This is a genomic window from Vibrio algivorus, from assembly GCF_030161215.1.
In the GTDB taxonomy this organism is placed as follows: domain Bacteria; phylum Pseudomonadota; class Gammaproteobacteria; order Enterobacterales; family Vibrionaceae; genus Vibrio; species Vibrio algivorus.
The window spans coordinates 41,114-55,357 of sequence record NZ_BSPV01000009.1 but is presented as its reverse complement, the minus strand read 5'-3'; the positions used below and the strand labels follow the sequence as shown (position 1 = coordinate 55,357).

General features: G+C 40.9%; 11 protein-coding genes and 1 riboswitch. Of the genes, 3 read left to right on the top strand and 8 right to left on the bottom strand.

Features of this window, described 5'->3' with window-relative positions; all coding sequences use genetic code 11:
• Positions 1–96: 96 nt before the first annotated feature.
• Positions 97–196, bottom strand: a riboswitch (TPP riboswitch).
• 673 nt (positions 197–869) lie between these two features.
• Positions 870–1,430, top strand: a complete 561-nt coding sequence (locus QQJ93_RS12610; protein ID WP_089123476.1) for a hypothetical protein — start codon at positions 870–872, stop codon at positions 1,428–1,430.
• A 193-nt stretch (positions 1,431–1,623) separates the two neighbouring features.
• Here QQJ93_RS12610 and QQJ93_RS12605 read toward each other — a convergent pair whose 3' ends face one another.
• From QQJ93_RS12605 to guaB, 4 genes are all read right to left on the bottom strand, one after another.
• Positions 1,624–1,923, bottom strand: a complete 300-nt coding sequence (locus tag QQJ93_RS12605; RefSeq protein ID WP_089123477.1) for a type II toxin-antitoxin system RelE/ParE family toxin — start codon at positions 1,921–1,923, stop codon at positions 1,624–1,626.
• Positions 1,920–2,162: a type II toxin-antitoxin system ParD family antitoxin gene (locus tag QQJ93_RS12600; RefSeq protein WP_089123478.1), complete on the bottom strand. Its 243-nt coding sequence runs from the start codon at positions 2,160–2,162 to the stop codon at positions 1,920–1,922. The genes QQJ93_RS12605 and QQJ93_RS12600 overlap by 4 nt, the downstream gene beginning before the upstream one ends.
• 584 nt (positions 2,163–2,746) lie before the next feature.
• Positions 2,747–4,324 carry a glutamine-hydrolyzing GMP synthase gene (guaA, locus tag QQJ93_RS12595; protein WP_089123479.1) on the bottom strand — a complete coding sequence of 526 codons (1,578 nt, stop codon included), beginning with the start codon at positions 4,322–4,324 and terminating at the stop codon, positions 2,747–2,749.
• Positions 4,325–4,530: 206 nt separating this feature from the next.
• On the bottom strand, positions 4,531–5,994 hold the full coding sequence (gene guaB, locus QQJ93_RS12590) for an IMP dehydrogenase (RefSeq protein ID WP_089123480.1): 1,464 nt from the start codon (positions 5,992–5,994) through the stop codon (positions 4,531–4,533).
• A gap of 348 nt (positions 5,995–6,342) precedes the next feature.
• On the opposite strand from guaB, the gene xseA reads away from it, so the two are divergent.
• Complete coding sequence (gene xseA, locus QQJ93_RS12585) at positions 6,343–7,674, top strand: exodeoxyribonuclease VII large subunit (RefSeq protein WP_089123481.1); 1,332 nt, start codon at positions 6,343–6,345, stop codon at positions 7,672–7,674.
• 42 nt (positions 7,675–7,716) lie between these two features.
• On the top strand, positions 7,717–9,486 hold the full coding sequence (locus QQJ93_RS12580; protein WP_089123482.1) for a sensor domain-containing phosphodiesterase: 1,770 nt from the start codon (positions 7,717–7,719) through the stop codon (positions 9,484–9,486).
• An 89-nt stretch (positions 9,487–9,575) separates the two neighbouring features.
• Here QQJ93_RS12580 and QQJ93_RS12575 read toward each other — a convergent pair whose 3' ends face one another.
• The 4 genes from QQJ93_RS12575 to QQJ93_RS12560 form a co-directional block, all read right to left on the bottom strand.
• A complete protein-coding gene (locus QQJ93_RS12575; RefSeq protein WP_089123483.1) occupies positions 9,576–9,821 on the bottom strand; it encodes a zinc ribbon domain-containing protein in 246 nt (81 codons plus the stop codon).
• Positions 9,822–10,724: 903 nt separating this feature from the next.
• On the bottom strand, positions 10,725–12,230 hold the full coding sequence (gene der / locus QQJ93_RS12570) for a ribosome biogenesis GTPase Der (protein ID WP_089123484.1): 1,506 nt from the start codon (positions 12,228–12,230) through the stop codon (positions 10,725–10,727).
• Positions 12,231–12,435: 205 nt separating this feature from the next.
• Positions 12,436–13,602, bottom strand: coding sequence for an outer membrane protein assembly factor BamB (bamB, locus tag QQJ93_RS12565; protein ID WP_089123485.1), 1,167 nt, complete (start codon positions 13,600–13,602; stop codon positions 12,436–12,438).
• A gap of 12 nt (positions 13,603–13,614) precedes the next feature.
• Complete coding sequence (locus tag QQJ93_RS12560) at positions 13,615–14,232, bottom strand: YfgM family protein (RefSeq protein WP_089123486.1); 618 nt, start codon at positions 14,230–14,232, stop codon at positions 13,615–13,617.
• Between the last annotated feature and the right edge of the window lie 12 nt (positions 14,233–14,244).

Genomic DNA, 14,244 nt, shown 5'->3' with positions numbered 1-14,244 from the left:
GCCACTCCTATTACCGACGTATAGGAACTGACTTTGGCCGTCATTGGGAAGGATCGAGGATCAGATTCGCAAAGGTTACCGATATGATTCGGCGAATGGCAAAGCGTTATAGTTCCCTACGTCAGTGCTAACTGAATCAGGTTCTACGGGTCTCGAATTTCGATCTCAGCCAATACTGGCCCCCCGACTATTACGCACAAATCATAACAGGACATTTACATCAGTAACATGCTTTTTTGATAATAACGCCTATTTATGAGAAGTCGCTACTTGGCTTGCAATCACTTTTCGTCAAGCGAGTAGCATGGCCGAACGCACATTATTGGATTGTCATTCCAGCCGAGCCTAAGCGAGAGCAGGAATCTAATTATCAGGTACTGAATATTGGAATAGCTTTTTCTTTAGGCACATACAACTAAGGGAGGGTTGGTGTGAGTAACTTATTTATGCCCCGAAATCACTTAATGATCCAAGTGTTAGCTCCCCTCAAACTCGTCATCCCGGAAACGAGGGACGAGTTATCCGGGATCTCTCACACCAATGAAACTTGCGTGAAAGCGAGACCCCGCATCTTCTTCGCCTAGGCTCATGTGCGGGGTGACGGAGGGGGAAACTCATTTTTGCCCCAAAGTGAGTTAGAAAGAGTACTGAGAAAATCCACAGTTCTTCACTATGAGTTGGCTTTGGTGAACTATACGGATTATTTCCGCATTTTATGCTGAGTGAATATGAGATAAATCTTACTTTATGAATAAATTTAGTTGTTTAGCTTGCTGTTACAAAAAGTGACTGGGAAGATAGACGGAAAGACTATATGGATTTTTTCCGTCTATTAAATTGTTAGTTGCGAATCAAAATTCGGAGGAATAATGGAAACATTCTTAGTTTTACTAGCACTAATTGTTGCTTGTACAACGCTTTTTGTTCAACGACAGCATAATAGGAAAGAGTTGCTACCAATTATTCATACGTATTTTTCTGCAGATGTTCGCGACGAATGGCTAACTCGAGAATTTAGGTTGATTAATGACGGCAATGGTGTTGCCATCCTCAAAAAAATCACACTGCACTTAGAAAATGAAGATATTGAAATTACCCATTTCAACGATTTTTCAAAGGTAATCGAAGAGAAATTACCTCAAAGAAAAGACGTTTCAACATCGTTACCTTTTTGCGTTAGTGCTTCATCTAGTGAAGTTATGTATAGGTACACTATTCCAGTTAAGAGCAGCGATGTACTTGATGGGGTTTCTATCACTGTTATGTGTGAGTCAGTGTATGGAGACATTGTGGAAGCAAACTCGAAGGGGTTTGTAGTTCACTCAAACAATAGAGATTTGCCTTTTGAGTACATTTTTTCAAAGTGTGCAGACCTATGTTTAGTTATTATAGAAAAAGCAACTAACAAACGCTTCAAGAGGGATTCGTGAACGCGTGCCGAACTCGCTTCGCTCAAGCATGGCACACGTTCACTCACCCCTTAAGCGGGCGTTGAGGCTGTAGAATAATTCATTATTCTAGTAATTTCATAAGAAACGCCATGTTTAACTTATTGTTTTATTTGGTTATTTATTTTTAGTAATTGCTGTATTTTCTCAAGAATGGAGTAATCCTACAGCCTCGTTATGCGCCAAAGGTTGGACTCACATCCATACTCTTATGCAAGATTCTGATGATCTGGATGTTTTGGCTACCAATTTGTTGATAAAAAATAACATGGCTTCCTTGTGGAAATTTTCGGTAGCCATCTCTGATTTCATCACAAGTTTTACCGATATCAGGATTTTCAGCAAGTAGCCAAAATGATTCATCGAATTGTTTGAGATAAATATTTCGTTGCTCACGGCCCCACCTGCGGGAGGTAAACAAGGCAATATCTTTTAAATCAGATTTTGCCTTGTTGGTTATTTGGAATGGTTTCATTTTCTCTCTTCGTTATCTAGTTCACTGATAAACGAATCGAGGTCATAATCAGCCATACCACTTTCTTCACCTTCAACGAGTAGTTGTCGTAAAGTGTTCATTTTCGTTTCTTGTGTTTCGAGTAAACGTAGAGCGGAACGAATTACTTCACTTGCTGAGCCATAGCGTCCACTTTGGATCTGGTTACTGATGAAGCCATCAAAGTGTTCGCCGAGAGTGATGCTAGTATTTTTAGCCATTGCAATCTCCTAATACCAAATAGTACCTAATTATGGTATTGGTTTAAGGTAATCGCAAGTAGCGCATAACAAACATTTAAGGTGTCAAGATACTTCAGCTAATCGAATAAAAGCGGTTTAGCTCAATAACCCTAAATCGTTTCTGTCCAAAACGAGTTTGTTTCTTTACCTAAGAAATACTTTAGACTTTGGCTATTCTAAAACCTGCCATTCCGCAAATAAGGAACGAATTATCCGAAATCTGTCACACCAATGAAACTTGCGTGAAAGCGAGATCCCGCATCTTCTTCGCTTAGGCTCATGTGCGGGAGGACAGGGCCAGAGCGATTCATTTGTGCCCAGAAACAAATTACACCCTCACCATAATAAGTTCATGGACCGCATTCGGCCCGATGAACCATTCCTTACCTGTATATTTTTGTGGCAGCAAAACGGCTAGCATCTCATTTTATTGGTAATAGCTTTTATCTTTGGAGCGCATCCAATGTTGTTCAGCTGCACCCAATAAAAATCCCAGTCAATTCTGTGAACTGACTGGGATTATAGTTAGTTGGGAAAACTTAACTCACTAATTATAGTAAGCCCTACTCCCATTCAATCGTAGCGGGTGGCTTACCTGAAATATCGTAAACCACACGTGAAATACCATCGATTTCGTTGATGATACGGTTCGAGACTTTACCTAGGAAATCGTACGGTAGGTGCGCCCAATGTGCGGTCATGAAATCAATCGTTTCAACAGCACGTAGTGACACTACCCAATCGTATTTACGGCCATCGCCCATGACGCCAACCGAGCGTACAGGCAGGAATACCGTAAAGGCTTGCGATACTTTATTGTAAAGATCCGCAGCATGAAGCTCTTCAATAAAGATGGCATCAGCGCGGCGCAGTAAGTCACAGTATTCTTTTTTCACTTCACCGAGTACACGCACACCTAAGCCTGGACCTGGGAACGGATGACGGTAAAGCATGTTATACGGCAAGCCTAGCTCTAGACCAATCTTACGCACTTCATCTTTAAACAATTCACGTAATGGTTCAACCAAGCCCATTGCCATATCATCAGGTAGACCGCCAACGTTATGGTGTGATTTAATCACGTGCGCTTTACCGGTTTTCGATGCCGCTGATTCAATCACATCCGGGTAAATTGTACCTTGCGCTAACCATTTCGCATTTTTCAGTTTCTTCGATTCTTCATCGAAGATTTCCACGAATACGCGGCCAATGATCTTACGTTTCGCTTCTGGCTCAGCTTCACCACCTAGCGCATCTAGGAAACGGTTTTCAGCATCAACATGGATGATGTTAAGACCAAAATGATCGCCAAACATTTCCATTACTTGCTCGGCTTCATTCAAACGCAATAAGCCGTTATCAACGAATACACAAGTCAGTTTAGGGCCAATCGCGCGGTGAATAAGCATCGCCACTACCGATGAATCTACCCCACCAGAAAGACCTAAGATCACTTCATCATCGCCCACTTGCTCTTTAATACGAGCAACTGCGTCTTCGATGATTGAAGATGGTGTCCATAGTTTGCTACAGCCACAGATATTCAGCACAAAGTTCTCAAGCATACGTAAGCCTTGGCGAGTGTGCGTGACTTCTGGGTGGAACTGAACACCGTAAAAACGTTTTGCTTCATTGGCCATTGCTGCGTATGGACAAGTATCGGTTTGAGCAACTTTAGTAAAATCACTTGGGATCTCGACAACTTTATCGCCGTGGCTCATCCATACATCAAGCAGTGGTTTGCCATCTTCAGCGATCGCATCTTCAATGTTTTTGAATAGTTCACACTCTTCAACCATTTTCACTTGTGCATAGCCAAATTCACGCTCATTTGAGCCCGCTACTTTACCGCCAAGTTGTTCTGACATGGTTTGCATGCCGTAACAAATACCAAATACCGGTACACCTGCATTAAACACATACTCAGGAGCGCGAGGTGAACCTGCTTCCGTCACACTTTCTGGGCCGCCCGATAAGATAATACCGTTTGGATTAAATTCACGGATATCCGCTTCGTCTACATCCCAGCTCCACAATTCACAGTACACACCGATTTCACGGATACGACGAGCAATCAATTGGGTGTATTGAGAGCCAAAATCTAAAATTAAAATGCGTTCAGCATGGATATTGGTTGTCATTAGTGTTCTCTAATAATCTAATCAAAGTGGGTGTGGTACGAGTTTCGAGTTTCGAGTTTCGAGTTTCGAGTTTCGAGTTTCGAGTTTCGAGTTTCGAGTTTCGAAAAGACTAGTTCCTCTTTATCTAAACTCAATCACTCGCACCATTAAAATATTATCAGGGTAAAGCTTCATCGAATGACTCACTTTACCCATAGATTCAAAACTTACATTCTGTTGTAGTTAGGTGCTTCTTTGGTGATCTGTACATCATGCACATGCGACTCTTGCATGCCGGCACCAGAAATACGAACAAATTCGGCTTTAGTACGCATATCTTCGATAGTTGCACTGCCAGTTAAGCCCATGCTTGAACGTAAACCACCCATTTGTTGATGAATGATTTCTTTTAGACGACCTTTATAAGCGATGCGACCTTCGATACCTTCTGGCACTAGCTTGTCTGCCGCATTATCCGATTGGAAGTAACGGTCTGATGAACCTTGAGACATCGCGCCTAGTGAGCCCATACCACGATAAGACTTGTAAGAACGGCCTTGGAAAAGAATGACTTCACCCGGTGCTTCTTCAGTACCTGCGAACATTGAGCCCACCATCACGCAAGATGCGCCAGCGGCAATCGCTTTACAGATATCACCAGAGAAACGAATACCACCATCAGCAATCACAGGAATGCCAAATTCAGCTGCTGCGCTAGCCGCTTCTGAAATCGCAGTAATTTGTGGAACACCTACGCCCGTTACGATACGAGTAGTACAAATAGAACCAGGGCCGATACCGACTTTAACCGCATCTACACCGGCATCAATGAGTGCACGAGCACCAGCAGCCGTTGCTACATTACCACCGATGATTTGCAGATCAGGATATAGAGCACGAGTTTCTTTAATGCGATCAAGAACACCTTGAGAATGACCGTGAGAAGAATCAATCAATAGTACATCAACACCCGCTTCAACTAGCGCTTTAACACGTTCTTCATTACCAGCACCCGCACCAACGGCAGCACCAACACGTAAACGGCCACGCTCATCTTTACAAGCGTTAGGTTTACGTTCTGCTTTTTGGAAATCTTTTGCGGTGATCATGCCAGAAAGTTGGAAAGCATCATTTACTACTAATACTTTCTCAACTCGATGTGCTTGCATGCATTGTTGAACTTCACTCATTGATGCGCCTTCTTTAACAGAAGCCAGGCGATCTTTTGGTGTCATCACTTGTTCAACGGTTTTCGTTAAATCGGTTACAAAACGCACGTCACGACCGGTAATAATACCAACAAGATCGTTACTTTCTGTCACAACAGGAAAACCAGCAAAACCGTGTTTCTCGGTTAATGCTTTCACATCAGCAATGGTTTCATCAGGACGGATAGTCACAGGATTGCTAACCACACCCGCTTCGTAAATTTTTACTAAGCGAACTTCTTCAGCTTGTTGCTCGATCGACATATTCTTGTGAATAAAACCGATTCCGCCTTCTTGAGCTAGAGCAATAGCCAAACGAGCTTCTGTTACCGTATCCATAGCGGCAGAGATCATTGGGACATTAAGGGTGATCTTTTTGGTCAACTGAGTGCGAAGATCAGCTGTATTTGGAAGAACAGTAGAGTGTGCTGGGACGAGCAGTACGTCATCAAACGTTAAAGCTTCTTTAGCGATTCGTAACATTGCAATATCTCACATAAGAGTTTTGGAGGAATAAATCCCGCATTGAGCTTTAGCTCTCCGCGATAAACTCATTTCATCGTTTCGCATAACAAAATGAATTTGGGATTTGATATTGCAGCGGGATTATACGCCTCACGCAATCGTTTGACTAGACGTTTTTGTTAGTTTCTTTATGATATTTTCATCAATAAATTTATCGATAAAAAATATGGTTAAAAATCGTTTGTTTATTGAGCTTATTAAATGTGTTTTTTCTCAGATAATCGACAACTTAATTAGGCTCAAAATCCAACTAACGCTATAATAAAATCGATTGCTTACCTCTTTTTGATCTAAAAATGGCGACCGATGACTCTACATTCTAATCCCAATATTTTTACCGTCTCTCGTTTAAATGCCGAAGTCAGAATGCTACTTGAAAATGAGATGGGCATTGTATGGCTTATTGGTGAACTATCGAACTTTTCAGCGCCCGTTTCTGGTCATTGGTATTTCTCTTTAAAAGATACACGAGCTCAAGTTAAGTGTGCCATGTTTAAAGGTAATAACCGACGAGTGAGCTTTAAACCGCTTAATGGTAATCAAGTTCTCGTTAAAGCCCGTTTATCTTTATATGAACCACGTGGCGACTATCAGCTTATCGTCGAAAATATGCAGCCTGAAGGCGATGGTCGCTTACAACAAATGTTCGATGAATTAAAAATGAAATTAGCGGGTGAAGGGTTATTTGCTCAGCATCTAAAAAAACCGTTACCCGCTAATCCCAAACGCATCGGCGTTATCACTTCTAAAACTGGCGCTGCTTTATATGACATATTAGATGTTTTGAAGCGTCGTGATCCTAGCCTACCAGTCATTATTTACCCTACTACGGTACAGGGCGAAGACGCCGCATTTAAAATTGCTCAAGCGATTGGTCGAGCGAACAGCCGTAATGAATGCGATATTTTAATTGTAGGACGAGGCGGTGGTTCACTAGAAGATCTATGGTGTTTTAACCATGAAATAGTGGCAAGAACCATATCCGCAAGCCAGATCCCGATTGTCAGTGCAGTTGGCCATGAAGTTGATGTCACCATTGCCGATTTTGTTGCAGATGTTCGTGCACCGACACCATCTGCTGCGGCAGAATTAGTTAGCCGAGATAATAGTCATAAAGCACAAACCATTTTAAGCAAGCAACAAGCGTTAATGAGTGCCTGGCGTCATTATAGCCATCAGAAAAAAACGCAGCTCAATCGACTACAATTTGCATTAGAAAAGCAGCATCCTCGCTACCAGTTAGAAAAACAAAGTCAAAAGTTAGATGACCTTTCTTCGCGTATGCAACAAGCTTTAACTCGGAAATTGGCACAATCAAGAAACCAATTAGATCGAGCACAACAAAAACTCAATTTTTATTCGCCCAATAAATCTATTGAGCGCAATCAATATCACTTGAAAAATAATAAAGAACGATTGATTCAAGCAATTAACCAATATTTATTGAATCAACACTATCGACTTTCTCTTCAAGCTGAAAAACTCGATACTGTTAGCCCTCTTTCCACTTTAAAGCGTGGTTATTCGATAACACGAGATAAAAATGGCAAGTTGATCACTGATGCTAAACAGCTCCGCTCTGGAGAGACAATTAACACGAAATTTATTGATGGTGATATATACTCAGTTGTTGTATGAGTATTTTTTTAATCACTATGCATTCCAATAGCGAGGCTTGATTTGAATCAGCATAAAGAAACTTGGCCATCACTATGGCAAGAAATCGTAAACTTGGTTGCAGATCTTACCGAAGTACCGGTAGCGCTTATTATGCGTAAAAATGCCAATAGTATGGAAGTCATAGCCACCAACAGCAATGAGGTTGATAACCCTTACCAGATTGGTGATAAGGAAACCTTATGTCATAACCTATATTGTCATCATGTGGTACAAACAGATTCTCCTCTGCATGTTTCCAATGCTCTAAAACTAGACAAATGGAAAAACAATCCTGATATCAAGCTTGGCATGGTGGCTTATTATGGCTTGCCGATCCATTTTCCAGATGGAAGCACCTTCGGCACTTTTTGCATTTTAGATAATAAAGAACGAGAGTTTGATGATAAGTTTCAACGCTTAGTTCAGTTACTGGCTAGCTCAATTGAAAGCTCACTGGCAATGCACATTGAAAACCTGAAATTAAATGATGAACTTCAAGAGCGAGATCATTATCACTCATTGACCAATTTACCGACTCAATCGCTATGTCGAGATAAGTATTCACATAAAGATAATCTCAATTTATCTATTCTCTTCATTCGCAATATTCAGGCATTTGATATTAGAGATAATCTAGGCTTAATTGATGCACAGAGGTTAACTCAAGAGTTTTATAAACAAGTAAAAAATTGTATTCCGGAAGATGTGGGAATCTACTACATCAGTAACTCTGAAATGATATTAGTTGTTAGCTCTCAACTACCCGATACATTAGCCGGTAAAACTGAGAACCTAGCTTGTTTACTGCACGAATTATTTTCTTCTCCACTCAATTTAAACGATAAAAAAATTACCATTCCAATCAGTATTGGTTGTGCTTTCTCTTACAATAATGCACATCCTTTTGAAGAAGTCCTTGATATGGCAACGGTTGCTTGTACTCAAGGAGCTTGTTCAGGAAAAGCATTTCATATATTTAATCCAGACCAGCAAAAATTACGCCAGCATCATTATGAAATAACTCAACAGTTTCCAAGTGCCTTTGAAAAGAATGAGTTCTATTTAAATTATCAGCCTATCATCTCAGCCGAAACAAATCAGATTGTGGGTTGTGAAGCCTTGGTTCGTTGGAACAATGAAAAATTAGGGATGATCTCCCCTGATGAATTCATCCCCTTAGCGGAAAAGTGTGGTGCGATGGTGAAACTCGGTGATTGGATCATCGATCAGGCGCTTGAAAGTTTAAAGCGCTGGCACAAGAAGAATCCCCCAGGCTTTTATATCAGTATTAATATCTCTAGTACTCAGTTTAGCCAAGATGATTTTTCCGATAAGATCAAAGCGAAATTGAAGCAATATCAAATTAACCCCGATAGCATCCTACTAGAGATAACAGAAACCGCATTACTTGATAATCAGCAACAAGTGATGAAGCACTGCCAAGAACTCTCTCAGCTAGGAGTAAAAATCGCTCTGGATGATTTTGGAACGGGATTTTCTTCTTTGAGCCACTTGCACGACTTCCCGATCGATATCGTAAAAATCGACAAAAGTTTTATCTTTAGCTTAAACAGTTCTAAAAAATCAGAACAACTGGTTAAAGGCATTGTATCACTAGGTAAAATGTTAGACTTGAAAGTGGTTGCTGAAGGGGTGGAAAGTTTAGATATCTGTCAAAATCTACAATCATTGCATTGCGACTTTATGCAAGGTTATTACTGGGATCGCCCGCTCTCTCCGGAAGATTTTGAATCCATCTACCTTGATACCAAAAGTAACGACAAAATTTAAATTCAGCGAGGAGTTCATTATGACTCGATGTTTTTGTACCTAGCTGCTATACGGCTAATAAACGTCGTAAAAAATTAGCCGCTTCCAGTTTAAAGAGCATCATTATATTCAAATTGAATACGCGTTTTAGACTTCAGTTCATTACAATGAGAACAGAAATAGCTCACCGAACCACAAGCCTGTATTTTTTCTGCCGTTTGTTGGCAGTCTGGACACTTAGCGACACGTGTATAGATACGCTGGCATGCATGACATAGATACTGCTCCCCTCTCACGCTGCCACTAACTTTGAAGGTTAACTCTTCCTGACAGGAAGGACATAAATCCTGCTTCATTATCACCTCAATAAAAATACCTGTAGATTTAACTCAATAGTATTATTATCCATCAAGACAAAAAATTTACTGACTTCAAATAAGATAAATAGATCTTTCACCGATCTTCCGCTTTCTACCTCGTGATCAGCGATCTACCCCATTAAGAATATTTATATCACCATATACCGAAAGCATAAGTTACATGTTCTGCATTTCAATTTTAAAAAGCACAATAATCTAAAATATTAATTTAAAACGCCATGATCCGATATTTTAAATATTCCACAAAACGCTATTTAGGCTATTAAACCAAAAGATCATCGTCTTACAGGAGAAGTGACTTCTAATTATAATTCATGCTTCCTACGTACTTATCTAGATAACCCAGATTTGGATAACTAGAGCGACTCAATACTACTCTTCTAGCGTCTAACTACGTTTAATACCAATCACACTAATTAGATGGTCAGAAATTGCGTAAGTAAAAGGCTTGATAACAAGGCGGAAATTTTCGATAAGTAGTCATTCTACAATAAAAATTTCTTACGAAGTGATCGAGTCTTTTAACAAACAAAAATGATCAGATAATTAACCTCAACTTCGGATAAGAGTGTCACAATAATTAACCTAACACACTGATATAAAAATGATAAAAACATCTGTCAGGCATCTAGGATTGATGACTTTCTCTCAATGCTGCAATTTGGGATGGATAACAAGGCAAAATCATAAGTCAATAGCTTGCCTATTGCGTTGATTTTAACGAAGTTAGACGCCTAAAGTGCTGTATTGAGTGACTTCTAGTTATCCGCAGCTGAGGTTAATTAGTGCGATTGGTATTAGATAAATAGACTGACATACAAAAATACCACTCAATTGAGTGGTATTTAAAGTTAGAGATTATAGTGAATGCAGTAAAAACTACTTCTTACGGCCACGCTTAATCAAACTTACCATACGCTTACGCTTCTGCTCTTCAGAATAGCCCGCTTTTTTGGTTGGCGCTTGATTCTCAAATGGGTTCTCACTATTTTGGAATTGAATACGAATTGGTGTGCCCATAATTTCTAGAGAACGACGGAAATAATTCATCAAGTAGCGTTTGTATGAATCTGGTAAATCTTTTACCTGATTTCCATGCACAACCACGATTGGCGGATTATAACCACCAGCGTGGGCATATTTCATCTTCACACGGCGGCCACGAATAAGCGGCGGCTGGTGATCATCTTGAGCCATCTTCATGATACGAGTTAGCACAGAAGTACCAACACGTGTCGTGGCAGACTTATACGCTTCTTGTACTGATTCAAATAGGTGCCCAACACCCGTACCATGTAACGCAGAGATAAAGTGAATTCGAGCAAAGTCAACGAAACCTAAACGACGATCTAGCTCTTTCTTCACGCGTTCTTTGACATCTGTATCAAGACCATCCCACTTATTAACCGCAATCACGAGCGAACGGCCGGCATTTAGCGCAAAACCTAATAAGCTAAGATCTTGATCTGAGATATTCTCACGAGCATCAATGATGACTAGGACAACGTTAGCATCTTCAATTGCTTTTAAGGTTTTAATGACCGAGAACTTTTCAACAGCTTCATTAATACGCTTACGACGGCGAACACCGGCAGTATCAATCAGCACATATTCACGCTCATCACGCTTCATTGGAATATAGATTGAGTCACGAGTGGTCCCTGGCATATCGTAAACTACGACACGCTCTTCACCTAGAATACGGTTAGTGAGCGTTGATTTACCAACATTTGGTCGACCAATGATAGCAAGTTTAATTGGTTGATCTTGTAAGCGTTTGAATTCAGCTTCAGCTTGCTCTTCAGTGTATTCAAGCTGTTCTTCTTCTACATCTACATCGCCAGTAAGATCTTCAATTCCACCATTAAGTAGTGCCTGCTCTGCTGCAAGTTCATCTGAAAATGGTTTTAATGCTTTATCAATTAAGCTCATTACACCACGCCCATGCGCAGCGGCAATTTGATAAATCTTATCCATACCTAGCTGCCAAAACTCTGCGCTTGCCGCATCAGCATCAATACCATCGACTTTATTAACAACTAGCATGCTTGGTTTTTCACGCATACGCAGGTGACGAGCGATCGCTTCATCGGCAACAGTTAGGCCAGCACGGCCATCGACCATAAATAAAACGACATCTGCTTCTTCAATCGCTGCTAATGACTGTTCTGCCATCTTGGTTTCTACGCCATCTTCAGTACCATCGATACCACCAGTATCGATTACGATGAACTCATGTTCACCCGATTTAGCTTGACCATATTTACGATCGCGAGTTAAGCCTGGAAAGTCAGCCACCAGTGCGTCACGTGTACGTGTAAGACGATTAAATAACGTGGATTTACCAACGTTTGGACGCCCAACTAGAGCCACTACAGGAATCATATTTACCTCTACAATCTTTAAAATCACATCAGTAGTTATAGGTAATGATCATCTATATTATGATGGTTACCTATAACTACTCAATCTATTCAACATTCTTAGTTAGCCACTTAAATAGCATAGCTAAGAATAACAACGGCTCCTATAATCCGAGTTGGATAGGAGCCGATTACTCATACTGATAAAATCAGGGGCGCAGATTATATCACGATCCTTCAGGGATCTGCATTTTCTTTATATCGCCATCACGACCAATGATAATAAAACCATCATCTGTTTCAATTGGTGCGGCCGCGATTCCTTCATCATCAATTAACTGTTGAGCAACAAATTTACCAGAAGTTCTATCTAGCCAATGTAGATAACCCTCTCCATCTGCCACAACTAAGTAATTACCGATCATCACAGGTGCGGTTAACTGACGATATTCTAGAGATTCATTGCTCCAAATTTCAGTACCACTACGGATATCTACCGCTGAAATATGATCTTTATCGGTGACAACAAAAATACGACTAGCATCAGTTGCAAGATCGGTTGCAGAAGAATAAGTACGTTTCCACATTGGCGCACCTGAACGTAAATCAATCGCTACCAACTGACCATTGACACCAACGGCGTATAGGTTAGCGCCGATAATTAATGGGCTAGCATCAACATCGACGAGACGATCAATTTCTGTTGAGCCTTTTGGAGTACCAATCGGTTGTTGCCACAATAACTGACCACGTTGAATCAATGCTGCAGCAAGACGGCCATTTGCCATCCCCCAAAATACCCCCCCTGAAATAGAAACAGGAGAACTATCACCACGTAAGGTTAAGTTAGGTACTTCATTGCTGATATCCCACACTTGCTCTCCGGAATCTTGCTTTAAAGCAACCAGAGAGCCTTTACTGGTATGCAACATCACTAGGCTTTCATCGGCTAATGGCTTTGCTAAGATTTCACCATCGACTTTCTGCTGCCAAACAATGGAACCATCTTCAACCGAAAGAGCAAACGCTTCGCCATTTTCAGTACCGATATATAACTTATCATAAGAAGCAGTTAAACCGCCGGATAAACGAGCTGGGCCACCTTCTGATAAATCTTGTTCCCAGAGAGTCTTGCCAGTATCAGGATCCAGTGCTTTGACTTCACCATCTCGGCTCGCAACAAATACTTTGTCATAAGCATACACTGGAGAAAGTTTTGAAAAATAATGTCCAACCCCATCACCAATAGAAGCACTCCACTCAGTTGTCGGAGTAAATTGGCTGTTTACGACTGGTAGCGGTGCCATCACAATCGTATCTTCTTCGCTAGAACAGCCGAGTAGAGCAAGTGCAATAGCTGAAATCGCTAAGCTGCGGTTGAACATTTTCTTCATGCAAGACATCCCTTACTTTGCAAGATCATCAAGTTTAATTTGTAGTGCTTGATTGGTTGAACCATCTTGTTGTGCTTGAGTATATGCTTTCATTGCGGCGTCTTTATCACCTTTTAGCAGATAAATATCACCCATAAGCTCTTGGTTTCTTGCCTTCCAAGCTTCTGATTTCACATCTGAAACTGTTTTAATCGCATTATCATAGTCACCTTGTGCCGCGAGTACGCGTGCAGTACGGTAAGCGATAATTGGCGTTAAGGTTTCATCTTTGGTATTAGCTTGAGCCCATTTTAACTGAGTAAGAGCATCATCAAGCTTATCAGCATCGATTTGTACTTTTGCTAGTTGTAATGCAGTTAAAACCGCATAAGCCGTTTTATCGTTATTATCAATAAACTCTTGCGCTGATGCAGCAGCATCAATACCTTTCGCCTCAATATTCGAAACGATGGCCGTATAACCATGCGATGCGGTTTCTTGCGCCGTCGTTTGGGTGTCTTGATAGTAACGCCACCCCAAAATGCCACCAATACCAACAACAACACCGATAATCACGGCTTTACCGTTCGCTTGCCACCAATCTTTAATTGCTTCTACTTGTTGTTCTTCATCAGCGTCGTAGATACTCACGTCCTGTCCTCT

Coding starts and splice junctions, on each gene's coding strand:
- QQJ93_RS12610 (WP_089123476.1), top strand. CDS start 870: ATGGAAACATTCTTAGTTTTACTAGCACTAATTGTTGCTTGTACAACG.
- QQJ93_RS12605 (WP_089123477.1), bottom strand. CDS start 1,923: ATGAAACCATTCCAAATAACCAACAAGGCAAAATCTGATTTAAAAGAT.
- QQJ93_RS12600 (WP_089123478.1), bottom strand. CDS start 2,162: ATGGCTAAAAATACTAGCATCACTCTCGGCGAACACTTTGATGGCTTC.
- guaA (WP_089123479.1), bottom strand. CDS start 4,324: ATGACAACCAATATCCATGCTGAACGCATTTTAATTTTAGATTTTGGC.
- guaB (WP_089123480.1), bottom strand. CDS start 5,994: ATGTTACGAATCGCTAAAGAAGCTTTAACGTTTGATGACGTACTGCTC.
- xseA (WP_089123481.1), top strand. CDS start 6,343: ATGACTCTACATTCTAATCCCAATATTTTTACCGTCTCTCGTTTAAAT.
- QQJ93_RS12575 (WP_089123483.1), bottom strand. CDS start 9,821: ATGAAGCAGGATTTATGTCCTTCCTGTCAGGAAGAGTTAACCTTCAAA.
- der (WP_089123484.1), bottom strand. CDS start 12,230: ATGATTCCTGTAGTGGCTCTAGTTGGGCGTCCAAACGTTGGTAAATCC.
- bamB (WP_089123485.1), bottom strand. CDS start 13,602: ATGAAGAAAATGTTCAACCGCAGCTTAGCGATTTCAGCTATTGCACTT.